The organism is Cloacibacterium rupense (assembly GCF_014645495.1).
GTDB classification, from domain to species: domain Bacteria; phylum Bacteroidota; class Bacteroidia; order Flavobacteriales; family Weeksellaceae; genus Cloacibacterium; species Cloacibacterium rupense.
The window spans coordinates 131,265-156,171 of record NZ_BMLV01000001.1; the positions used below are offsets into that span (position 1 = coordinate 131,265).

The following is a 24,907-nucleotide window of genomic DNA, read 5'->3' on the forward strand; positions in this document are numbered from 1 at the left end:
CTTCGCAAAAACTTTGACAAAGTGTGAAATTCAAAAATAAAAAAGATTTCGGAAATGTCTCCGAAATCTTTAATTATTTAATTGATTGATTTTTTAATTATCCAATTTCAATTCCGTTTTCCACGGTTTCGTCAGGAGTTACAAAACTCAATTTTCCATCTGGTTTTGTGGTGAGAAGTAGCATTCCTTGAGATTCAATTCCACGGATTTTTCTTGGCGCAAGATTTAACAAAATCATTACTTGTTTTCCAATGATTTCTTCTGGAGTAAAACTCTCTGCAATCCCTGAAACTACGGTTCTTACATCAACTCCAGTATCTACTTTTAGTTTCAATAATTTATCCGCCTTTTCTACTTTTTCAGCTTCTAAAATGGTAGCTGTTCTAAGGTCTATTTTCGTAAAATCGTCAAAAGTAATTTCTTCTTTCATAGGATTGGCTTTTGGGTTGGTTTTTGCGTTAGATTGTTTGGTGTTTTCTAATTTTTGAATTTGAAAATCTATGGTTTCGTCTTCTATTTTTGAGAAAAGAAGAGAACTTTCATTGATTTGATGTCCAGTTTTTACAAGAACTTTTGCATTTTCTACTTCTTGCCAAGAGATTTTCTCAGTATTGAACATATTCAATAATTTTTCTGAAGAAAATGGCATAAATGGTTCACACAATTGAGCTAAACCAACAGCTATCTGAGCACCAACAAAAAGGGAATTGGCTGCTTTTTCAGGTTGATCTTTGATGGTTTTCCAAGGTTCTTCGGTTTGTAAATATTGATTTCCAAAACGTGCTAAGTTCATTAAAGCTGATAAAGCATTTCTAAATTCGTATTTACTTAAATATTCGTTGATTTCTTTCGCCGTTTTTGAAATTTCAGAAAGTTCTTCTGCGTTTTCATTTCCTGTAGGAATTACTCCATCATAATATTTATGAACTAAAACTGCAACTCTATTAATGAAATTACCGAAAATCCCCACCAATTCAGAATTATTTTTGGTTTGGAAATCTTTCCAAGTGAAGTTATTATCTTTAGTTTCTGGAGCCGAAGAAAGGAGTGCATAACGCAAAACATCTTGTTGACCAGGGAATTCTTCTACATATTCATGCGCCCAAACTGCCCAATTTCTAGAAGTTGAAATTTTATCATTTTCAAGATTTAAAAATTCAAATGCAGGAACGTTGGTTGGCATTATGTAATCGCCATGAGCTTTCATCATCGCTGGGAAAATAATACAGTGAAATACAATATTATCTTTTCCAATAAAATGAATTAAGTCTGAATCGTTTGATTGCCAATAATCTTTCCAGTTTTTGCCATTTTTTTCTGCCCATTCTTTGGTAAAAGAAATGTATCCAATAGGCGCATCAAACCAAACGTACAATACTTTTCCTTCTGCATCAGGTAGCGGAACTTGTACACCCCAGTTTAAATCTCTAGTCATGGCACGTGGTTTCAAACCGTCATTGAGCCAAGATTTCACTTGTCCGTAAACGTTTGGTTTCCAATCATCTTTATGGCCTTCAATAATCCATTCGTTTAAGAAATTTTCATATTCATTTAATGGTAAATACCAGTTTTTGGTTTCTTTAAGAATAGGAATGTTACCACTAAGGGCAGATTTTGGGTTGATTAATTCAGAAGGAGAAAGGGTAGTGCCACATTTTTCGCATTGGTCACCATAAGCTCCATCATTTCCACAATTTGGGCAAGTTCCTACAATGTATCTGTCTGCTAGAAATTCGCCAGCTTGTTCATCATAATATTGTTCAGAAATTTCTTCGGTAAATTTTCCTTTTTCATACATTTTTAGGAAAAAATCTTGAGAAGTTTTTTTATGATTTTCAGAAGAAGTTCTAGAATATTCATCAAAAGAAATTCCCAAATCCTCAAAAGATTTTTTGATGATTGAGTGATATTTATCTACAATGTCTTGTGGCGTAACTCCTTCTTTTTTAGCTCTTATAGTAATAGGAATGCCATGTTCATCAGAACCACAGATAAAAGCTACATCACTTCCCAATCTTCTTTGGAAACGAGCGTAGACATCTGCAGGAATATACACTCCGGCTAAGTGACCTATGTGTACCGGGCCATTGGCATAAGGCAAAGCCGCGGTAATCATTTTTTTCTTCTGCATGAAAAATATTTTTTGCAAAGATAAGATTTTGTTTGCCTTTTTTAAAATTTAGGCACGCAGATGATAATTTTGGGAGTTTTTTTTAATTGTTAATCTTATGTTAATATGCGATTTTGCTAAACAAATGTTTGAAAAAATGTTAAATCTCTTATTGTCTCATTGTTGAGAGAATGATTTGTAAATAATTGAAATGCAATTAGTTGTTTTTTAAATAGAATAAAATAGCCTGATTCTTGTCATAGAAAATTAACAAATATTATATATTTTTTATAAATATTTAAAAATTTTATAAATTGGCAGTGTTAATTGTGTTAGCAATTATCGTTGTGTGAAAATGAATATTAATCCTAAATTTTATTTTTGTGAGAAACTATAGTACAGTTTTAAAAATTGCGCCTGCATTTCTTTTAGCAGGTACAATGATGCTAGAAGCTCAACAAAAAGATTCAATCAAACAAAAAGAGATTGAACAAGTTGTGCTAATTGGTTACGGTAAACAAAAAAAATCTGACCTTACTGGTTCAGTTGTTTCAGTAACTGCGAAGGACTTTAACGCTGGTTCTACCAGCCCTGAACAATTAATCCAAGGTAAAACACCAGGGGTACAAATTACTACAAATGGTGGAGCACCTGGTTCTGGTTCTACAATCAGACTTAGAGGGGGGTCTTCATTCATTAACAATGACCCTTTGATTGTAATTGATGGTGTTCCAATTGAGGTTACAGGTGTTGCAGGTTCTGCAAATCTTTTAGCTTCAATTAACCCTAATGATATCGAATCTTTCGATATTTTAAAAGATGCATCTTCTTCTGCTATTTATGGTAACAGAGCTGCAAACGGGGTTATCTTAATTACAACCAAAAAAGGTGCGGCAGGTAGATTGAAAGTAAATTTTTCTACCAATACGTCTGTTTCAACTAAAATGGACAACCTAGATGTAATGACTGCAAATGAGTTTAGAAATTTCGTGAATACTTTTGCATCAGCATCTTATAAGGCTAAATTAGGAACTGCAAATACCAATTGGCAGGATTTAATTTATCAAGAAGCTTGGGGAACTGATAATAACTTAGCTATTTCTGGTGGAGTTAGTTGGTTGCCATACAGATTATCTATAGGTTATAATCACCAAAATGGTATTTTAAAAACCAATGAATTCAAAAGAACTTCTGTAGGTTTAAATATTAATCCTAAATTTTTTGACAACTATTTAAGTATCAATGCAGGCTTCAAAGGTTCATTTGTTGATACAAGATTTGCTAACGAAGGTGCAATAGGTACTGCACAACAATTTGATCCAACTCAATCTCCATATTCTACAGACCCTAGATTTGGTGGTTACACAGAATGGTTATTGAATGGAAATTTAAATACCAATGGTACCAGAAACCCTCTAGGTTTATTGTATGGTACTAGAAACATTTCATCTGTATGGAGATTTTTGCCTAGTTTACAAGTTGATTACAAATTCCATTTCTTGCCTGATTTAAGATGGAATGTAAACGTTGCATATGATTATGCAAAAGGTGAAGGTGTTTCTAGAACTGCTGCTAATACAGCTAGTGGATATTTTGATAAAGGTAGATACAATGAGTATGAAAATGAAAATAGTTCTAAGTTATTTGAAACATACTTAAATTATGTGAAAAAAATTGGTGCGGTTAATGTTGATTTAATGGCAGGTCATTCATATCAAACAGCAAATACTAAAACACCAGTATCTACTACCTTTAGAGGTACAGGTATTAATACAGATTCTCAGCCATTTGAGGGAGAAAGAACGTTAATCTCTTACTATGCAAGAGCTATTTTTACCATTGCTAATAAGTACATCATTACGGGTACAATGAGACGTGATGGTTCTTCTAACTTCTACAATGGTACTACTGATAACCTTTGGGGAAATTTCCCTTCTGTAGCTTTGGCCTGGAAAATTAATGAAGAATCATTCTTAAAAGACATTAGTGCAATCAATACTTTGAAATTAAGAGCAGGTTGGGGAGAAACAGGGCAACAAAATGTAGGCGGTTATTATCCGGCTTTTGGTAAAATGAATTTAAGTGCTGATGGTGCTCAGTATCAATTTGGAAACCAATTCTACTATCTATATAGACCAGACCAATACAACCCTAACCTAGTTTGGGAAACCATGATTACTAAAAATATTGGGTTAGATTTTGGATTCTTCAATAACAGATTCAATGGTTCAGTAGATTTATTCGAAAAAGTTTCTCAAGACTTAATTGCTAGAGTACCTGTGGCCGCTGGTGGTTTAAGTAACTTCAATGTATTAAACATCGGTGAAATTAATAACAAAGGGGTTGAAGTAAACTTGAACGTAGTTCCTGTTAAAACTGAAAATACCACTTGGGATTTAAATTTCAACTACAGTAAATTCGAACCAATGGTAACTTCACTTTCTGATAACGTTTCTGCAGATTACATCATCAGAACTGGTGGTATTTCAGGAGGTGTTGGTAATACCATACAAGGAATTACTAAAGGACAAATTATGAACTCATTCTACGTTTACCAACAAGTATATAATGCAAGTGGTAATCCTCTAAATGGTGTTTATGTAGATAGAAATAATGATGGAATTATCAATGAATCTGATAAATATTTTTTCCATTCACCTAATCCAGATGCTATATTAGGTTTCTCAACTAAATTAACTACTGGGAATTGGGATTTTGGAATGTCAATGAGAGCTGTATTAGGAAACTATGTATACAATAATGCTGCTGCTAATAGCTCAGTTCAAGATATTGCAACTAATGAATTCCTTAAAAATGGCGAGGCAAGTGTTGTAAAATATCAATTCAGCAAACCAGAATATTTTTCTGATATTTTCATCGAAGATGCTTCTTTCTTGAGAATGGATAATGTTTCTGTAGGGTACAACTTTGGAGATTTCTTAGGAAACAAAAAAAGTAACCTAAAAGTTACTGCAATGGCTCAAAACTTATTTGTAATTACGAAATATACAGGGGTAGACCCTGAAGTTTTTGGTAATATTGATAATGGTTTTTATCAAAGACCAAAAGTGTATACTTTAGGCTTTAATTTCCAATTTTAAAATTTTAAAAAGATGAAATTTATTAATAAAAAAACAATATTTTCTGCATTATTTGGTCTTTCTTTGCTTGCAGTCTCTTGTCATAAAGACCTTGAAAGAGAACCAATTACAGATGTAACTAATGCAAGTGTTTATAAAGATTTTGCGAATTACCCATTAGCTTTAGGTAAAGTGTATGCTGGTATAGCGATCGGAGGTCAGTCAGGTGGTGATGGTAATGCTGACGTTGCAGGTATTGATGGTGGTTTTTCTAGTTACATGCGTCAGCTATATACTATGCAAGTAATCACTACAGACGAAGCTGTAATCGGTTGGAATGATGGTAACTTACCTGATATGCATAAAATGGTTTGGAATTCTTCTAACGAATTCATTGGAGCAATCTACTATAGATTTTACAATGTAATTGCAGTTGCTAATGAATTTATCAAGAATACATCAGACGAGAGACTTTCTGCTAATGGAATTTCTGGTTCTAATGCTACTGAAGCTAAATATATGAGAGCTGAAGCTCGTTTCTTAAGAGCTCAAGCATATTATCATGCTTTAGACTTATTTGGAAATGTTCCTTTTGTTGACGAAAATACACCTGCTGGTGAATTGCCAAAGAGAATTGCTAGAGCTGATTTATTCAAATATGTAGAAACAGAACTTTTAGCAGTTGAAAAAGAACTTAAAGATGCTAAAACCAATGAATATGGTAGAGCAGACAAAGCTGCTGCTTGGGCTTTATTATCAAGATTGTACCTTAATGCTAAAGTTTATACTGGTACAGAAAGAAATAATGACGTTATCACTTATACAAGCAAAGTAATTTCTGCAGGATATTCTTTAAAATCAAAATACGAAGATCTTTTCTTAGCTGATAACAACTTAAACAATCCAGAAGTTATCTTATCTGTAAACTATGATGGTCTTAAAACTCAAACTTGGGGAGGTACTACTTTCTTAGTTCACGCTCCAGTTGGTGGAGATATGCCTGCTGCAGACTTCGGTATCAACGGAGGTTGGGGTGGTATCAGAACTACCAAAACTTTTGTACAAAGATTTGACCCTAGTGATAAAAGAGGTAGATTCTTTACTCAAGGGCAAACCTTAGAAATAGATGACCTAGGTGATTTCAAAAACGGTTATGCTTTCATTAAATATAAAAATGTAACTTCTACTGGTGCTAAAGGATCTGATACTTCAGGAAACTTTGTAGATACTGATATCCCATTATACAGATTAGCTGATGTTTATTTAATGTATGCTGAAGCTACTCTAAGAGGTGGTAACGGAAATGCAGGAACTGCACTTGGATATATCAATGCTTTAAGAACTAGAGCTGGTGCACCTACCATTACTTCTGCTCAGATGACTTTAGATTTCATCTTAGATGAAAGATCTAGAGAGTTAAGCTGGGAATACACCAGAAGAACAGACTTAATCAGATACGGTAAATTTACTTCAGCATCTTATTTATGGCCTTGGAAAGGTGGTGTTAAAGATGGTAGAGGTGTTCAGGAATTTAGAAACTTATTCCCTATACCAGCTGCTGATATTACCGCTAACCGTAATTTAGTGCAAAATCCTGGTTACTAATCTTTAAAATTTTTTAAACAATGAAAAATATTTTTAAAATATTATTTACAGCAATATTAGGACTTACTCTAGCTTCTTGCGAGAGAGATGATGTCCTAGCTGTAGCAGACCTTAAGGCTAAGCCAGAGATTACTTCTTCTCTCTCTGCTACATCTTATGTGATTAATGAAACCAACTTACTCAATACTTTTGAAACTATTATTTTCAAAAAAGCTAATTATGGAGTAGCAGTAGAAACTGAAAGTCAATTAGAACTTGCAGTTGCAGCAACTAGTTTTGCTAAACCAATCAATCTTGGCTTAGCAACTTCTGATAATTATGTGAAATTAACTTATACAGAACTTAATAATGCCCTAATTAGTTTAGGTTTAGCTCCTAATACTCCGGTAGATGTTGAAGTGAGAGTAAAATCTAATATTAAATCTAGTTCTGCTACTAAGTCTTATGTATACTCTAACCCTATTTCCTTCAAAGTATCTCCTTTCAAAGCTAACCCAGATGATTTATTTCCTAGTTTAGCTGTTCCTGGAGGTTATGGAGGAGCAAGTGGATATGCTGATTGGAATCCAGATAATGCACCAAGATTATATTCTGCAAAAAAAGATGACAAATATGCTGGTTTTGTATGGATGAATGTAGCTTCACCTGAATTTAAGTTTACTTATGCTAAAGAAGGTTGGGGTAATAATAAAGGAGATACTGCTGATCCTAATACTTATACTTCCCTTGCAAAAGATGGAAAGAATATTAAAGGCGCTTTCCCTAATTCTACTTATTTTATTAAAGTTGATTGGGCAGGTAATACTTATTCTGTTGCTCAGGCTAATATGGGAATTATTGGGGAAGCTACTCCTACTGGATGGAATAGTGATACTAAACTTACCTTTAATACAACTTCTAAAAAATTTGAAATAGCTTCTATTGCCCTTACAGGTGGTAAAATCTTTAAATTTAGAAATAATGATTCTTGGAGCATTAAAATTCAACCAAAATCTTCAGATGTTACTTTAGTATCAGGAAAAGAGGTAGAAGTTTTCAATAGTGCAGAAGGAACTGTTAACGGTGACCCAAGTTTTATTTGTCCTGAAACAGGTAATTACAAAATTGTCTTAGACTTACATAACTCAGGTTATTATAATATGACAATTACAAAATTGTAATAAATCATAAAGAACTGTTAATTTTATAACAGTTCTTATGAAATAAAACATATAATTTTAACATAAAAACTGTTGCTTTTTAGCAGCAGTTTTTTTATTTTTAATGTTTTTTAATCTATTCTGAAATTAATCCTAAATTATTATAATTCAAATATTTAAAATATGAAATTTGTGAAAACAAGTGCCTTATTAGCGTTACTTTCTGTAGCCACTTTTAATGCACAATCCCTCAAGTCTCCCGATGGTAAATTCGAAATGAATTTTAATCTTAAAGATGGTGTACCATATTATAATTTAAAGTATAATGGTGATGTAATTGTAGAAGATTCTAAATTGGGCTTAAGACTGCTGAAAGACGGTGATATTCAATTTGCTTCTGAAATTGAAAATAAAAATAATCAAGGAAAAAACTTGGATAACGGTTTCGTGAAAGTAGCTGAAAAATTCGATTCTAAAAATGAAACTTGGCAACCTATTCTTGGTGAAAAGAAAAATTATATCAATCATTATAACGAATTGGCGGTAACTCTTAATCAGTCTGAAAATGATAGACAAATCATCATTAAGTTTAGACTCTTCAATGATGGTTTAGGCTTCAGATACGAGTTTCCTCAACAAAAAAATCTTAATTATTTCATTATCAAAGAAGAAGATACTGAAATAGACCTACCTTGGGATATGAAAGCGTGGTGGTTAGCTGGTGATTATGACACCGAGGAATACCAAACTCAAACAACCAAATTATCTGAAATTCCTGCAAGATGGCCAAAGTCTTTTGACGGAAATGCTTCTCAAAATTTAGTGAAAAATGGAGTTCAGATTCCTTTAATGCTTAAAAAAGAAGGAAAAAACCCGCTATACATCAATCTTGGTGAAGCTGCAGTGCTTAATTATCCTGCAGCCAATTTAGAATTAGATGCTACTAATTTTAAATTCAAAACACATTTAACTCCAGATGCGCAAGGTGCTAAAGGTTATATACAAACACCAGCTACCACCCCTTGGAGAACCATTATTGTTTCACCAAAAGCGGAGGTGGTTTTAGATTCTAAAATGCTTTTTAACCTGAATGAACCTACAAAATATACCGATACATCTTACATTCACCCTACAAAATATATGGGCGTTTGGTGGGAAATGATTATTGGTAAATCTCAGTGGGCGTATTCTACAGCCAATAACGTACACATCGGGAAAACAGATTTTTCTAAACTAACCCCTAATGGAAGTCACGCTGCCAACAATACCAAAGTAAAAGAATACATCGATTTTGCCGCTGCAAACGGTTTCCAAGGATTACTCATTGAAGGCTGGAACACAGGTTGGGAAGATTGGTTCGGGCATTCTAAAGAATTTGTTTTTGATTTTATTACGCCTTATCCAGATTTCGACATCAAAATGCTAAATGATTATGCCCATGCTAAAGGCATCAAACTCATCATGCACCACGAAACTTCTGGCTCTGCCACCAACTACGAAAGATGGTCTGATAAAGCCTTCCAATTGATGAACAAATATGGTTATGATGCTACCAAAACAGGTTATGTAGGAAACATTATTCCAAGAGGAGAGCACCATTATTCTCAGTGGACCATCAACCATTACTACAGAATTATTGAAAAAGCCCATGAATACAAAATTATGGTCAATTCTCATGAGTCTGTACGTCCAACTGGTGAAAGCAGAACTTACCCGAACTGGATTGCTGCAGAAGCCGCTCGTGGAACCGAGTTCGAAGCTTTCGGTGGTAACAATCCAGACCATCAGACTATTTTACCTTTCACAAGATGGATGGGCGGCCCTATGGATTACACTCCGGGTATCTTCCAAACCAAATTAGATTATTATTTCCCTGGTGATAAGCGTTTTGTACAAACTACTTTGGCTAAACAATTAGCATTGTATGTGGTGATGTATCAACCACTTCAGATGGCAGCAGATTTACCTGAAAATTACGCCAGACATATGGATGCCTTCCAATTCATCAAAGATGTAGCTGCAGATTGGGATGATACCAAAATTCTTTCTGCTGAACCTGGTGATTATATTCACACTGCTAGAAAAGCAAAAGGCACAGACAATTGGTTCGTAGGTGGTATTACAGATGAAAATTCCAGAGATTTTACCGTAGATTTTTCATTCTTAGATAAAGGCAAAAAATACGAAGCCACCATCTATGCAGACGGAAAAGATGCAGATTATATCAAAAATCCGCAAAGCTACCAAATCTATAAAAAAACAGTGGATAGCAAAACCAAACTCCCAATTCATTTGGTAAGAAGTGGTGGTTATGCAATCTCTCTGAAGCCTATTAAATAAAACTCCTTTTCTCAGCTCCCTCTCTGTTTAGAGAGGGCTGTTGTAAGGTTTTAGGAGCTTTATCCCGCTATCCGCTCTATCTTTTTTTCACTCGGCGGCTCCGCTTCGCTCCGCCGCCTCGCTCAAAAAAGGATGCCGCTACTATCGGGGCTATGAGGTACAGCATCAATCAAAACTTTGTCAAATCGAAGATTTGGCGCAGCCAAAGTTGAAACCTTTGACAAAGTTTCAACCAAAAAATTAAAAGACTGTTGTACCTAAACTATGTAATTGAATATAGAAAGTCCCAAAGGGACGCTTTAATAAAGGATAGGATGAAAGTCCTATCAAATATACATCTAATTTTATATGTAAAATTCTAATGCGTAATTAAGATTACCTATACTAGAATTTAATTTTATCAACAAGATTAAAAAAAATAAGGTGAATATTTAAGAAAAAAAAATAAATATCTACTATGAAAAAAATAATATCTTTATCATTATTTCTAATATTTTCAATGGTATTTTCACAAATTCAGAGAGTAGAACCCGCATTTTGGTGGAAAGGAATGAAAAATCCTGAACTCCAAATCTTGCTCTATGGTAAAAATATAGCCAATTCTCAAATCGAATTATCAGACAATATTCAAATTAAAAATATCCAGAAAGTAGAAAACCCAAACTACGTTTTCATTACCATTAATACCAATGAAATCAACTCTGAAAGATTTAAAATCAATCAGAAAATCAATAATAAGGTGGTAGCATCTTACAATTACGAACTCAAAACCAGAAAATTAAATTCTGCAAACAGAGAATCGTACACCTCTAAAGATGTAATGTACCTCATTATGCCAGATCGCTTTGCCAATGGTGATGAGTCTAATGATTCTGTACCGCAACTCACCGAAAAAGCCAATAGAAAAGACAGAAACGGAAGACATGGTGGTGATTTGAAGGGGATTATCAATAATCTAGATTATTTGCAAAATCTTGGGGCTACCACACTTTGGCTTACTCCGGTTTGTGAAGATAACGAACCTAGAACTACTTATCACGGCTACGCACAGACTGATTTGTACAAAATAGATGCACGCTACGGAACCAACGAAGATTACCAAAAACTTTCTCAAGAATTGAAAAAGAGAAAGATGAAATTGGTGATGGATTATGTGACCAATCACTGGGGAGCTTCTCATTGGTTAATCAAAGATTTGCCTACCAAAGATTGGATTCATTGGTTTGAAGGTGAGCCTAATGGTTTCAAACGTTCTAATTACAAAACGACTACTCAGTTTGATACCAACGCCTCAGATATTGATAAAAAATTGGCTTTAGATGGTTGGTTTGATACTTCTATGCCAGACATTAACCAAAGCAATCCTCTAGTTTTGAATTACTTAATTCAAAATGCAATCTGGTGGATAGAATTTGCAGATTTAGACGGTTATCGTGTAGATACTTATCCGTATAATGACAAAGAAGCTATGGCAAAATGGGCGAAAGCCATTACTGATGAATATCCTAATTTCAACATCGTAGGTGAGGCTTGGTTGTACACTGCAGCGCAAGTTTCTGCGTGGCAAAAAGATTCTAAAATAGGCGAAGCAGCTAATTATAATTCTAATTTGCCTTCTGTAATGGATTTTATGCTCTATTCAGAACTTCCAAAAGCCTTAAACGAAAAAGAAGGTTGGGATACCGGAATGATCAAATTGTATAATGTTTTTACCAGTGATTTTTTATATCCTGATGTCAATAATATTCTGGTTTTCTTCGAAAATCACGATACAGAACGTTGGAACGAAATCTTCAATGGAAATCCTGAAGCTTATAAATTGGCTTTAACACTTATTTCTACCGTTCGTGGTATTCCTCAGATTTATTATGGCTCAGAAATCGGTATGCGTGGTGATAAACCAAAGCTAGGAGACGGTGATATCAGAAGAGATTTCCCAGGAGGCTGGAAAAATGATTCGCAAAATGCCTTCAATCCTGCTACTCAAACCAAAGAACAAAAAGAGTTTTATGACTTTACCCAAAAAATCTTAAATTGGAGAAAAAATAACGACATCATTCACACCGGAAAAACCAAACATTATCTTCCTGAAAATGGAGTTTATGTGTATTTTAGATATAACGAAAAAGGAAGTGTAATGGTGGTGCTAAATAATAATGAAAAAGAACAAACATTAAATCTAAAAAGATTCGCAGAAAGTCTGAAAGGTGTTACCAAAGCTAAAGATGCGCTTTCTGGTCAAGAAATTTTGCTTGATGCAAACCTTACAGTGCCTGCAAAATCTCCATTAATCTTAGAGTTAAAATAAAAAAACAAATAAAAATTAAATAGATGAGCAATATTTTTAAAAAACCACTCTTATCATTTTGGCAAATCTGGAATATGAGTTTTGGTTTTATGGGAGTACAGATTGGCTACTCTCTGCAAAATGCCAATACCAGTAGAATTTTATCAGCAATTGGTGCAGACCCACATAATTTGAGCTTGTTTTGGTTGGCAGCACCTCTAGCAGGACTTTTTGTTCAACCCATTGTTGGGCTATCTAGTGATAAAACATGGACTAGATTAGGGCGTAGAATCCCTTTTATATTAGGTGGAGCTATAGTTTCTGCATTGGCGATGTTTTTTATGCCTAATTCTGAGCATTTTGCACAATTATTACCTGCTGTTTTCTTCGGTGCGATGATGTTGTTGTTTATGGATGTCTCTTTTAATGTGACCATGCAGCCATTTCGTGCTTTGGTAAGTGATATGGTAGATGAATCTCAAAGAAACAAAGGATATGCTATTCAGAGTTTCTTGATAAATGTAGGTGCAGTTGTAGGCTCTTTATTGCCTTTTCTATTAACCAATGTTTTTCATGTAGCTAACGAACCTGGTGCTGGACAAAAAGTAGCACCTACCGTAATTTGGGCGTTCTATTTTGGAGGAGGAGTTTTATTGCTTTCTGTACTTTGGACGGCACTTAGAACCAAAGAATATCCACCTGAAGAATATGCGAAATACAATAATCTAGAAGATCAGGTTGAGGAAAAAGTAAGTTTTATGGATTTGTTAAAAAACATTCCTCTTACTATGAAACAACTAGCAATTACTCAGTTTTTCTCTTGGTTTGCTTTATTTTTGATGTGGGTTTATACTACGCAAGGGATTGCAGAACATGTTTGGGGAGCTTCAGATGCGCATTCTAAAGAATTTAACGAAGCAGGAAACTGGACTGGTGTTATTTTCGCAGCTTATAGTGTCTTTGCAGCTTTGTTTTCTTTGGCAATAACCCCTTTGGCCAATAAGTTTGGAAGAAAAAATGTCTATATGATTTCTTTGATTTTAGGCGGTTTAGGCTTAATTTCTATGCTTTTTATTCAAGACAAAAATTTATTGCTGATTCCAATGGTTGGTGTTGGAATTTCTTGGGCAGCCATTTTAGCATTGCCTTATGCTATTCTTTCTTCATCATTGCCTCCAAAACAGACAGGTGTGTATATGGGATTGTTTAATGCAACCATTACCATTCCTCAGATTGCTGCAGGTTTATTAGGGGGAGTAATTTTATCAGCAGTAGATGGCAAGGCGATTAATATGTTGGTGATTGCTGGTGTTTCTATGGCAATCGCAGGTGTTTGCGCCAAATTATTCATTACAGCTAAAGAAAATGACTAATTTATAATAATTATTCATTGCATTATAATCCGCCAAATGGCGGATTTTTTGTTTATAATTTTGTGAAATATCGAATTTTAACATAAATGTAGCGAATTTAATACCTTTAAAATTGATTTTTTATCAATAGTTTAATAAAATGATAAAAAGTTTGTTTACTTGAAAAAAAGTATATACATTTGTCTCATTAAAATTGATATGAAAAATTACTTCAATATTATTATCACTCTTATTATTGTCATTATTGGAATACAATAGTGAGAGATGGTATGTTGAATTTTATGAATTAATTATAGAGAAAATTTGAAGCCATCCTCTAAAAAAGGATGGTTTTTTTATGTCTAAAGAATAAAATATAAATTGAAATAATGTATTACAACGAAAAGAGTATCATCTTCTATGATGGGGATTATGTAAAAGCAGCAGAAGCGAGTACAGGTTTATATGGCCAGTCTTTGCACTATGGTTATGCCGTGTTCGAAGGAATTAAATCTTACAAAACAGACCATGGAACCAGAATTTTTAAAGCAAAAGAACATTACGAAAGATTAGTGAAATCTGCAGAATTAATGTTGATTCCATTTAATTATACTGCAGATGAAATGGTGGATATTACGTATAAACTTTTAGAAATGAATGGTCTAGAAAATGCATACATCCGCCCAATTGTAATTTGTTCTCCTAATATGGCTCTTTCTAAAGGTAAAGAAAGCTATCTCGCTATCGAAGTTTGGAATTGGGATAACGGTTATCTAGCCAATGAAATGAAAGTAATGACTTCTTCTTTCGAAAGACCCAATCCTAAAGCGTTTAAAGTAGAAGCTAAAGTTAGTGGCCATTATGTCAATTCAATTTTAGCTTGCCAAGAAGCTAAAGATAAAGGCTTTGATGAAGCCATTGTTCTAGATGCAGACGGAAATGTAGCCGAAAGTTCAGGAGCCAATGTTTTCTTCGAAAAAGAAGGGAAACTTTTTACCGCTCCTAAAGGAAGCATCCTTCCAGGAATTACCAGAGCTACAGTTTTTGAAATTTGTGATAACCTAGGAATTCCTTACGAAGAAAAATTCTTTAAACCTGAAGAAATGAGAGGAGCAGATGCTGGTTTCTTCTGCGGAACTGCTGCAGAAATCGTTGCTCTAGATTCTATGGACAATGTTCCCTTTAAACTCAAATGGGAAGATTCTGTAGCTTCTGTAATCCAACAAGCATACAGACACCTCGTTTTAGAACAAGATTATATTTACTTAAAATCAAAACTACAATATGCCTAATCAAGAATTGAATAAATATTCAAAAACACTTACCCAAGACCCTACACAACCTGCTACTCAAGCACAATACTACGGAATTGGATTCACCGAAGAAGATTTTAGCAAAGCACAAATCGGTATTGCAAGTATGGGCTACGATGGCAATACCTGCAATATGCACCTCAATGATTTAGCAGAAATCGTAAAAGAGGGAGTGAAAAAAGAAAATTTAGTAGGCTTAATGTTCCACACCATCGGTATTAGTGATGGAATGACCAACGGAACAGACGGAATGCGCTATTCTTTGGTAAGCAGAGACATTATCGCAGATTCTATAGAAGCAGTTTGTGCTGGTCAATATTATGACGGTGTAATTACCGTTCCTGGTTGTGATAAAAATATGCCGGGTTCTCTTATTGCAATGGCTCGTCTCAATCGTCCATCAATTATGGTGTATGGTGGAAGCATAGAAGCTGGACATTACAAAGGTGAAGATTTGAATATAGTTTCGGCTTTCGAAGCATTAGGAAATAAATTAGCCGGTAAACTTTCAGATGAGGATTATAAAGGAATCATCAAACACTCTTGTCCAAGTGCAGGAGCTTGCGGTGGAATGTACACTGCCAATACTATGGCTTCAGCAATTGAAGCTCTTGGGATGAGTTTGCCTTACTCTTCATCATATCCTGCATTAAGTCAAGAAAAGAAAGACGAATGTTTCTACGCTGGCCATTATATGAGAATTTTGCTGGAAAAAGACATCAAACCTTCTGATATAATGACGCAAAAAGCATTCGAAAATGCTTTGAGATTAATCATTGTCCTTGGCGGAAGTACCAATGCTGTTCTTCACTTTTTAGCGATTGCCAAAAGCATTGGGGTGAAATTAACGATTGATGATTTCCAAAAAATGAGTGACGAAACTCCATTTCTTGCAGACCTAAAACCAAGCGGAAAATATCTAATGCCAGATTTGCATAAAGTAGGTGGAGTGCCTGCGGTGATGAAATATCTATTAGACCTTGGTCTGCTTCATGGGGATTGTATGACCGTTACAGGAAAAACCATTGCAGAAAATTTAGCATTAGTGACCTCAATTATAGAGAGAGACCAAAATATCATCAGAGATATCAAAAATCCGATTAAAGAAACGGGACACATCAGAATCATGTACGGTAATTTGGCTGAAAGAGGTTGTGTTGCAAAAATTACAGGAAAAGAGGGAGATTATTTCAAAGGAACTGCGGTAGTTTTTGACGGAGAAAAACAATTTATCAAAGGAATAGAAGACAAAAAAATAAAAGCAGGAAACGTAGTCGTCATCAAAAATGAAGGACCAAAAGGCGCTCCCGGAATGCCAGAAATGCTGAAGCCAACTTCCGCTTTAATGGGAACTGGTCTTGGCAAAGAAGTAGCTCTCATTACAGACGGTAGATTTTCTGGTGGAACTCACGGTTTTGTAGTAGGGCACATCACTCCAGAAGCTTTCTTGGGTGGTTTAATTGGTCTGGTGAAGGATGGAGACGAAATAGAAATTGATGCAGAAAAAAATACCATCAATCTCTTGGTATCAGAAGAAGAAATTGCTGCTAGAAAAGCTGCTTTCGTACAACCGGATTATAAAGTAAAATTCGGGGTTTTATACAAATATGCCAAATCTGTGGCAGATGCTTCAGAAGGTTGCGTTACTGATTTATAAGTTTAAAAAATTCAAAAAATAGAATAATGAATACACTGGAATTAAAAGAAAACAAAGAGCCTGAACAGAATACTCCAGTTGAAATTTCTGGTTCTCAAGCCGTTTTAGATGCCATGATTTCCGAAGGAGTAGATACTATTTTCGGTTATCCAGGTGGGGCTATTATGCCCATTTATGATGCGTTGTATGACTATAATGACAGACTAAAGCATATTTTGGTTCGTCACGAACAAGGTGCTATACACGCTGCTCAAGGTTATGCCAGAACTTCTGGTAAAACAGGCGTAGTCTTTGCAACCAGCGGACCAGGTGCTACCAATTTAGTTACTGGTTTAGCAGATGCAATGGTAGACAGCAACCCTATTGTTTGTATCACAGGACAAGTCTATGCTTCGCTTTTAGGAACTGATGCTTTTCAAGAAACAGATGTGATCAATATTACCACTCCGGTAACCAAATGGAACTATCAAGTGACAGATGCCACAGAAATACCAGAAGCATTAGCTAAAGCTTTTCATATTGCAAGTACAGGCCGTCCGGGTCCTGTTTTAGTGGATATTACCAAAAATGCTCAATTACAATTATTTGAATATTTAGGATATAAAAAATGCAACCATGTAAGAAGCTATCGCCCAGAACCTGTAATCAGAAAAGAATTTATAGAACAAGCAGCAGAATTGATTAATAATGCTAAAAAACCTTTCGTGCTTTTTGGTCAAGGGGTAATTCTTGGACAAGCAGAACAAGAGTTCAAAAAATTCATAGAAAAAGCCAATATTCCTGCTGCAGCCACTGTAATGGGATTGAGCGCACTACCAACTGACCATCATTTGCACGTTGGTATGCTCGGGATGCACGGAAATTACGCTCCTAATGTAATGACCAATGAATGTGATGTTCTTATCGCCATAGGGATGCGTTTTGATGACCGTGTTACAGGTAGATTAGATAAATACGCCAAGCAAGCCAAAGTGATTCACTTAGACATAGACCCTGCAGAAATTGATAAAAACGTGAAAACGACCGTTCCTGTTTGGGGTAATTGTAAAAATACTTTGCCGTTACTTACAGAATTAGTCAATGAAGCAGACCATAGCAATTGGCTAAACCAATTCCGTGAACTAGAAAAAGAAGAAGTAAAAGAAGTAATTCAGAATGAACTGAATCCTACTACTGAAGTGATGACCATGGGGGAAGTTATAAAAGTTTTGAATGAATTAACCAACGGAGATGCCATCATTACCACAGATGTAGGGCAACACCAAATGGTGGCTTGTAGATATGCTAAATTCAATAATTCTAAATCCAGTGTTACCTCAGGAGGAATAGGAACTATGGGATTCGGACTTCCTGCGGCTATCGGAGCGTGGTACGGAGCGCCAGAAAAAACAGTGGTGGCTATTATTGGTGACGGTGGTTTCCAAATGACATTGCAAGAATTAGGAACCATCATGCAATTCGGGGCTAAGGTTAAAGTTTTAATCCTTAACAATGAATTCTTAGGAATGGTGCGTCAGTGGCAACAATTATTCCACGATAAGAGATATTCTTTTGTAAATATTACGAGCCCAGATTTTGTGGCTTTAGCGAAAGCATATTACATAGATGGACAAAAAATTTCTGAAAGAAAAGATTTAAAATCTGCTTTAGAAACCATGTTAAATCATGATGGAGCTTACCTTCTAGAAGTTATGGTTGGCAAAGAAAACAATGTTTTCCCAATGGTAGCTCAAGGTTCATCAGTTTCTGAAATTCGTTTAAAATAATTATCAAAATGGAAAGAAAAGAATACACCATCACATTATATACAGAAAATTCAATTGGTTTAATCGGAAGAATTTCAGGAATTTTTTCAAGAAGAAAAATCAATATCGAAAGTTTGAATACTTCACCTTCAGAAGCAGAAGGAATTCACCGCTTTACTCTTGTCATCCACGAAACAGAAGATGTGGTAAAGAAAATCTGCCGTCAGTTAGAAAAACAAGTAGATGTTTTAAAAGCGTATTTCAATACAGATGACGAAATTGTTTGGCAAGAACAAGCTTTGTACAAAGTTCCTACAAGCGTAGTTGCAGAAAAAGTATATGTAGAGAGATTGCTGCGTCAATACGGTGCTTCTACAGTGGTAATTCGTGAAGATTATATCGTTTTTGAAACTGCAGGACATCGCGAAGAAATCGATAGATTGACTGAAGAACTTAATAAATACGGATTAATAGAATTTGTACGTGGGGCCAGAATTGCCATCATCAAAAAAAGCGCAGGTTTCCACGAAAAATTATTAGAATTCGACAACAGAGAACCTTCTCCACATCTAGTAGAAAACGAATATCTAGACCAAAGAGACGACGTTTTTACAATGTAAGTTAGATTTTAGATTTACGATTTGAAATTTTTATCAAACAATATCAAACAATATCAAACTAAATCAAACAATTCAAACAATTCAAACTAAAATAAAAGTTTTAAACAAATTAAAAAATGGGAAATTATTTCAATACACTTTCACTTCGTGAACAATTATTACAATTAGGACAAGCAGAATTTTTAGATGGTTCAGAATTTTCTGACGGAGTAGATGCGCTTAAAGGGAAGAAAATCGTAATTGTAGGTTGTGGAGCGCAAGGTCTTAACCAAGGTCTTAACCTTAGAGACAGCGGTTTAGATGTTTCTTATGCGCTAAGAAAAGAAGCGATTGAAGAGAAAAGAAGCTCTTGGAAAAATGCTACTGATAATAATTTTAACGTAGGAACGTATGAAGAACTCATTCCAACTGCAGATTTGGTAATTAATTTAACACCAGATAAACAACATACTGCGGTAATTAATGCTGTACAACCGTTAATGAAACAAGGCGCTACTTTGTCTTATTCTCATGGTTTTAATATCGTAGAAGAAGGAATGCAAATTCGTAAAGATTTAACCGTAATTATGGTAGCTCCTAAATCTCCAGGTTCTGAGGTTAGAGCAGAATATGTAAGAGGTTTCGGGGTTCCTACCTTAATTGCTGTGCACCCAGAAAATGACCCTCAAGGTAAAGGTTGGGCAGAAGCTAAAGCTTATTGCGCAGGAACTGGCGGGCATAAAGCAGGTGTTTTGAAGTCTTCTTTCGTAGCAGAAGTAAAATCTGATTTAATGGGCGAACAAACCATTCTTTGCGGATTATTGCAAACGGGTTCTATTCTTTCTTTTGATAAAATGGTAGAAAAAGGAATAGATGCTGGTTACGCTTCTAAATTGGTTCAATACGGAGTTGAGGTAATTACAGAAGCTCTTAAACACGGCGGTGTAAGCGGAATGTTCGATAGATTGAGCAATCCAGCAAAACTAAAAGCTTTTGAAGTTTCTGAAGAATTAAAAGACATCATGCGTCCATTATTCCAAAAACATCAAGACGATATTATGTCTGGAGAATTCTCTAAAACGATGATGGAAGACTGGGCAAATGGCGATGCTAACCTTCTAAAATGGAGAGCCGAAACTGGCGAAACAGCTTTCGAAAAAACACCTGCAGGTGACGTAAAGATTTCAGAACAAGAATATTTCGACAATTATACATTGATGGTGGCTTTCGTAAGAGCAGGAGTAGAATTAGCGTTTGAAACGATGGTTGATGCAGGCATCAAACCAGAGTCAGCTTACTACGAATCTCTTCACGAAACGCCATTAATCGCTAATACCATTGCTCGTAAAAAATTATTCGAAATGAACAGAGTAATTTCTGATACTGCAGAATATGGTTGTTATTTGTTCGATCAAGCTTGTAAACCTTTGTTAGGTGATTTTATGAAAACAGTAAATACAGATTTAGTAGGTAAAAACTTCAACGAAGGTAAAGATGGTGCTGTAGACAATGCAACCCTAGTTGAGGTAAACGAAATCCTTAGAAATCACCCTGTAGAAATTGTTGGAAAAAAATTGCGTAAAGCAATGACAGCGATGAAATCTATTAAAACGGTTTAATAATGAGCCACGAAATCGAAGATTCGGCGAAGCCAAGTGGCGATTTAATAAAGCATAGGGTTTTAACCCTATGGAATTGATAATGTTTTAAATGCAAAAACCAATTCTAGAAATCCAAAATTTAAGTTTTCAATTCGGCAGCAATGTCGTTTTGAAAAACTTAAATTTTAAAATCAATAAAGGCGAAAATTGGCAAATTGGCGGACCAAGTGGAACAGGTAAAACCACTTTAACCAAAATTATTTCCAACGAAATCAAAAATTTTGAAGGAAGTATTGAAATTAATTTTGATGAAAATTCAGAATTAAAACAAAAAGTTGTTTACGTTGCTAATTGGTATCAATTCACCAATTTAGAAGGCGATAGAAATTTCTATTACCAACAACGATACAACAAATTTGCAAAAAACGACACACTCACGGTTTTTGCAGAACTCAATTATTTTGCTCAAAAAGAGCAACTTGATTTTAAAAATGTAGAAGAATATTTAGAAATTTTTGATTTTCAGAATTTCAAAGAACAGCAGTTGATTGAACTTTCGAGTGGTGAGCACAAAAAACTACAGTTAGTAAAAGCATTTTGGTTGAAACCTCAGATTTTAATCATAGACCAACCTTACACGGGTTTAGATGTGAAATCAAGGAAAAGCCTAAACCAAATTTTCGAACGTTTAACTCAAGAAGGAATTACGCTTCTCTTGATTAACAATGACGATGAAGTACCAAATTCTATCAACCGTTTTGCGGAAATTAAAAATGGTAGTTTTTTAGAACGCACGCATCATTCAGAAATGACCAAAGGCGAAGAAAGAATGACTAAAGAATTGCCTTATTTTCTTCAAAAACCACCAAAAACCAATGCAAAGGAAATGGTGAAATTAGAAAATGTAAATGTTTCTTACGGAGAAAAAAAAGTATTGAAAAACATCAATTGGCAACTTAACGAAGGCGAAAGATGGCTGTTGCAAGGACCAAATGGTTCAGGAAAATCGACTTTATTAAGTTTATTAAATGGAGACCATCCTCAAGCTTATGCCAATGAAATCTATCTTTTTGGCAAAAAAAGAGGTTCTGGCGAAAGTATTTGGGACATCAAAGAAAAAATAGGCATCATCTCTCCAGAATTACACTGGTATTATGATTTGAATGCCAATGTAGGACAAACCATCGCTTCAGGTTTTTTTGATTCCATGAGTTTGTATCAAAAATTGAGTTTTGACCAACAACAAAAATTAGAACAAATTCTTCTTTTTTTTGATTTAAAAGAAGATAAAAATAAAAAATTAAATACACTTTCTCTAGGGAAACAAAGACTAGCACTTCTGGCAAGAACCATCGTTAAAAATCCAGAATTATTGATTTTAGATGAGCCTTGTCAAGGTTTAGATGTCCAGCAAACAAAATATTTCAATAGAGTAGTAGATGATTTATGCAAAAGCGGACACACGTTAATTTATGTAGGGCATTTTGAAAGCCAACTGCCAGAAAGCCTCTCCCATAAATTAATTTTAGAAAATGGAGAAATTAAAAAGTGAAATCCCAATAAGCCACGAAGTGGCGACATAAAACAGCATAGGGCATAGCCCTAAGGAACAGAAAAGTGATTTATTTAATCATAAGGTTTTAACCTTATGAAAAAAATAAAAAATTAGAACATTCACGAATTAGCAATGCTAAAAACAAGGGACAAAACCCTATGAATAATAAAATTACAGAGAAAGAATTATGATGAAAGAACACACACCCTATTTAACTATAGATTCTATTAACACGGCACGAAAAAAAATTGCTTCAGCAGCGAAAACTACTCCCTTACAGGAGAGTTTTCGACTGTCTAAAGTTTTTGAGGCCAACATTTCTCTAAAAAGAGAAGACTTGCAACCTGTTCGTTCTTATAAGCTAAGAGGGGCCTATCATAAAATAAAAAGCCTTTTCGAACAAGGGAAAACCAATGATGGAGTGGTTTGCGCGAGTGCAGGTAACCACGCCCAAGGAGTTGCTTTTGCTTGTAACGAACTCAAAATTAATGGCGTAATTTTTATGCCAATTACCACTCCAAAACAAAAACTAGAACAAGTAGAAATGTTTGGGGGTGATTTTGTGAAAGTGAAATTGATTGGTGATACTTTTGATGCTTCAAAAAATGCTGCCATTGATTACAGCGAAAAAAACGGTGCAGCATTTATTCATCCTTTTGATGACCCTCAAATTATCGAAGGTCAAGCTACTTTAGCCATGGAAATTCTAGAACAAACCAACGATAAAATAGATTACATCTTCGTGCCAATTGGTGGTGGTGGCTTAATAGCAGGTATAGTTACGGTGTTTTCGGTGCTTTCTCCTCATACAAAAATTATTGGAGTAGAACCTAAGGGCGCAGCTTCTATGAGAGCGTCTATTGATGCAGGTTACAACGTGGAATTATCAAAAATTGATAAGTTTGTAGATGGCGCTGCAGTTCAAAAAGTTGGCGATTTAACTTTTGAAATTTGTAAAGATTACATCAGCGATTGCATTAGTGTAGATGAAGGAAAAATCTGCGAAACCATTCTAGAAATGTACAACAAAGATGCTATTGTATTAGAACCAGCGGGCGCTTTGTCTATTTCTGCTTTAGAACAATATCAAGAATATATCAAAGGTAAAAATGTAGTTTGTATTGTAAGTGGTAGCAATAACGACATTACCAGAATGGAAGAAATCAAAGAAAGAGCATTACTTTACAAAGGAGTAAAACATTATTTCTTGGTCAAATTTCCACAAAGACCTGGTTCTTTGAAAGAATTTGTTTTAGATGTTTTAGGTGAAAATGATGACATTGCTTTCTTTGAATATACCAAAAAAAATTCCAGAGAAACCGCATTAGCAACCGTCGGAATAGAATTGGCAGATGCTTCAGATTTTGAAGGATTAATCCATAGAATGAAAGAACGGGGCTATTTTGAAGCTTATCTTAATGACAGCCCTAATGTCCTCAATTTATTAGTATAAAATTAAACTATGTTATAATTTTTTTTTCAGCCTTTTCAGAATCATTCTGAAAGGGCTTTGTGTTAAAAAAAGTATTTTGTTTTGCTGAATGAAATTTCTTTCATAAATTGGTAAATAATTAATTCATAGTTGATTATGATTGATTTATTCTCAATAATGTATTAATTTTTTTCAAAATAACTATTTAAAACTATTTAAAACAAATACTATGAGAAAACTAAACTCAATAGTGGCCATTATTGCTTTTGTAATTTGGGCTTCTATTACTTTAATTCCTGGCATTATTAAGCTCAATGGCAAAACTCAAGAGCTGGGCAGTCAACTCACAAAAGCACCTGACTATTCCATTTTATCTGCCGCCTTATTTACTTTGGTGGTGGTTTTCCTTACCGGTAGTGCTAAGCAGACGGGCCTTACTTTTTCTAATTTCAAAAACTTGAAAATCTTTAGATTACAATCGGTAATCATTCTTATTTGTACGCTCTTCCTCATTTATCATTATGATGTGCAAAACATCTATGCCATGATGTGGCTATTTCTGAACTGTATTTTTGTGGGCATTTCAGAAGAATTAATGTTTAGAGGGATTTTATTAAGTGGTCTAACCAAAGATTGGGGGTATAAAATGGCTGCTATTACGGTGATTGTCGTTTTCGGATTAGTACATGTCTTAAATGCTTTTACTACAGGTAAAATTGGCGAAGGTGCTTTACAAGCATTTATGGCCATGTGCTCTGGTATGCTTTTATTGTCTTACAGAGTAAAAAGTGGAACCATTATTCTGGCAATGATTTTTCATGCCGTTTGGGATTTTATTGCGTTTATGTTATCTTCTACACTTAAATTGATTAATCCAGAATTACTTACCATTGTTGTTGGGGTTATCATGATTTCAGCTCCTGTTTTATTTGGTATTTATGGATTTTATTTATTGACCAGAAAAGGGGCAGCCGATGATTTTATAGAGTCTCAAGATTGATAAAAAACATCTGCTTCAATAATAAACGGCGCTGACAAATTTTTTTGTCAGCGTTTTTTATAGGTTTCAATTCTTATCTTACATCAATGACT

General features: G+C 34.7%; 15 protein-coding genes. 14 read left to right on the top strand and 1 reads right to left on the bottom strand.

Annotated elements, in window-relative coordinates; all coding sequences use genetic code 11:
* Nucleotides 1–97 precede the first annotated feature (97 nt).
* Nucleotides 98–2,131: a methionine--tRNA ligase gene (metG, locus tag IEW40_RS00645; RefSeq protein ID WP_188616145.1), complete on the bottom strand. Its 2,034-nt coding sequence runs from the start codon at nt 2,129–2,131 to the stop codon at nt 98–100.
* A 362-nt stretch (nt 2,132–2,493) separates the two neighbouring features.
* Between metG and IEW40_RS00650 the strand changes: the two genes are divergently transcribed.
* The 14 genes from IEW40_RS00650 to IEW40_RS00715 all read left to right on the top strand — a co-directional run bounded on the left by IEW40_RS00650 (nt 2,494) and on the right by IEW40_RS00715 (nt 24,815).
* Nucleotides 2,494–5,211 (top strand): SusC/RagA family TonB-linked outer membrane protein, encoded by a 2,718-nt coding sequence (locus IEW40_RS00650; RefSeq protein ID WP_188616146.1) that lies wholly within the window; start codon nt 2,494–2,496, stop codon nt 5,209–5,211.
* A gap of 12 nt (nt 5,212–5,223) precedes the next feature.
* Nucleotides 5,224–6,795: a RagB/SusD family nutrient uptake outer membrane protein gene (locus IEW40_RS00655; RefSeq protein ID WP_188616147.1), complete on the top strand. Its 1,572-nt coding sequence runs from the start codon at nt 5,224–5,226 to the stop codon at nt 6,793–6,795.
* Between the two features lie 20 nt (nt 6,796–6,815).
* Nucleotides 6,816–7,955, top strand: a complete 1,140-nt coding sequence (locus IEW40_RS00660; protein WP_188616148.1) for a SusE domain-containing protein — start codon at nt 6,816–6,818, stop codon at nt 7,953–7,955.
* A 162-nt stretch (nt 7,956–8,117) separates the two neighbouring features.
* The gene (locus IEW40_RS00665; protein ID WP_188616149.1) at nt 8,118–10,274 is read left to right on the top strand and encodes a glycoside hydrolase family 97 protein; all 2,157 of its coding nucleotides are present in this window, start codon (nt 8,118–8,120) and stop codon (nt 10,272–10,274) included.
* Nucleotides 10,275–10,731: 457 nt separating this feature from the next.
* Nucleotides 10,732–12,582, top strand: coding sequence for a glycoside hydrolase family 13 protein (locus IEW40_RS00670; protein ID WP_188616150.1), 1,851 nt, complete (start codon nt 10,732–10,734; stop codon nt 12,580–12,582).
* Between the two features lie 23 nt (nt 12,583–12,605).
* Complete coding sequence (locus tag IEW40_RS00675; RefSeq protein ID WP_188616151.1) at nt 12,606–13,934, top strand: SLC45 family MFS transporter; 1,329 nt, start codon at nt 12,606–12,608, stop codon at nt 13,932–13,934.
* A gap of 368 nt (nt 13,935–14,302) precedes the next feature.
* Nucleotides 14,303–15,205 (top strand): branched-chain-amino-acid transaminase, encoded by a 903-nt coding sequence (gene ilvE / locus IEW40_RS00680; protein WP_188616152.1) that lies wholly within the window; start codon nt 14,303–14,305, stop codon nt 15,203–15,205.
* Entirely contained in the window at nt 15,198–16,883 is a 1,686-nt protein-coding gene (gene ilvD, locus IEW40_RS00685; RefSeq protein WP_188616153.1) for a dihydroxy-acid dehydratase, read from the top strand. Before ilvE ends, ilvD begins: the two co-directional genes overlap by 8 nt.
* Nucleotides 16,884–16,909: 26 nt before the next feature.
* Nucleotides 16,910–18,649, top strand: a complete 1,740-nt coding sequence (ilvB, locus tag IEW40_RS00690) for a biosynthetic-type acetolactate synthase large subunit (RefSeq protein WP_188616154.1) — start codon at nt 16,910–16,912, stop codon at nt 18,647–18,649.
* An 8-nt stretch (nt 18,650–18,657) separates the two neighbouring features.
* Entirely contained in the window at nt 18,658–19,248 is a 591-nt protein-coding gene (gene ilvN, locus IEW40_RS00695) for an acetolactate synthase small subunit (RefSeq protein WP_188616155.1), read from the top strand.
* 116 nt (nt 19,249–19,364) lie between these two features.
* A complete protein-coding gene (ilvC, locus tag IEW40_RS00700; protein ID WP_188616156.1) occupies nt 19,365–20,846 on the top strand; it encodes a ketol-acid reductoisomerase in 1,482 nt (493 codons plus the stop codon).
* Nucleotides 20,847–20,937: 91 nt separating this feature from the next.
* The gene (locus tag IEW40_RS00705; RefSeq protein ID WP_188616157.1) at nt 20,938–22,380 is read left to right on the top strand and encodes an ATP-binding cassette domain-containing protein; all 1,443 of its coding nucleotides are present in this window, start codon (nt 20,938–20,940) and stop codon (nt 22,378–22,380) included.
* 190 nt (nt 22,381–22,570) lie between these two features.
* Nucleotides 22,571–23,836, top strand: a complete 1,266-nt coding sequence (gene ilvA, locus IEW40_RS00710) for a threonine ammonia-lyase IlvA (RefSeq protein WP_229663340.1) — start codon at nt 22,571–22,573, stop codon at nt 23,834–23,836.
* Nucleotides 23,837–24,044: 208 nt separating this feature from the next.
* Nucleotides 24,045–24,815 carry a CPBP family intramembrane glutamic endopeptidase gene (locus IEW40_RS00715; RefSeq protein WP_188616158.1) on the top strand — a complete coding sequence of 257 codons (771 nt, stop codon included), beginning with the start codon at nt 24,045–24,047 and terminating at the stop codon, nt 24,813–24,815.
* The last annotated feature ends 92 nt before the right edge of the window (nt 24,816–24,907 follow it).

Coding starts and splice junctions, on each gene's coding strand:
- metG (WP_188616145.1), bottom strand. CDS start 2,131: ATGCAGAAGAAAAAAATGATTACCGCGGCTTTGCCTTATGCCAATGGC.
- IEW40_RS00655 (WP_188616147.1), top strand. CDS start 5,224: ATGAAATTTATTAATAAAAAAACAATATTTTCTGCATTATTTGGTCTT.
- IEW40_RS00660 (WP_188616148.1), top strand. CDS start 6,816: ATGAAAAATATTTTTAAAATATTATTTACAGCAATATTAGGACTTACT.
- IEW40_RS00665 (WP_188616149.1), top strand. CDS start 8,118: ATGAAATTTGTGAAAACAAGTGCCTTATTAGCGTTACTTTCTGTAGCC.
- IEW40_RS00670 (WP_188616150.1), top strand. CDS start 10,732: ATGAAAAAAATAATATCTTTATCATTATTTCTAATATTTTCAATGGTA.
- IEW40_RS00675 (WP_188616151.1), top strand. CDS start 12,606: ATGAGCAATATTTTTAAAAAACCACTCTTATCATTTTGGCAAATCTGG.
- ilvE (WP_188616152.1), top strand. CDS start 14,303: ATGTATTACAACGAAAAGAGTATCATCTTCTATGATGGGGATTATGTA.
- ilvD (WP_188616153.1), top strand. CDS start 15,198: ATGCCTAATCAAGAATTGAATAAATATTCAAAAACACTTACCCAAGAC.
- ilvB (WP_188616154.1), top strand. CDS start 16,910: ATGAATACACTGGAATTAAAAGAAAACAAAGAGCCTGAACAGAATACT.
- ilvN (WP_188616155.1), top strand. CDS start 18,658: ATGGAAAGAAAAGAATACACCATCACATTATATACAGAAAATTCAATT.
- ilvC (WP_188616156.1), top strand. CDS start 19,365: ATGGGAAATTATTTCAATACACTTTCACTTCGTGAACAATTATTACAA.
- IEW40_RS00705 (WP_188616157.1), top strand. CDS start 20,938: ATGCAAAAACCAATTCTAGAAATCCAAAATTTAAGTTTTCAATTCGGC.
- ilvA (WP_229663340.1), top strand. CDS start 22,571: ATGATGAAAGAACACACACCCTATTTAACTATAGATTCTATTAACACG.
- IEW40_RS00715 (WP_188616158.1), top strand. CDS start 24,045: ATGAGAAAACTAAACTCAATAGTGGCCATTATTGCTTTTGTAATTTGG.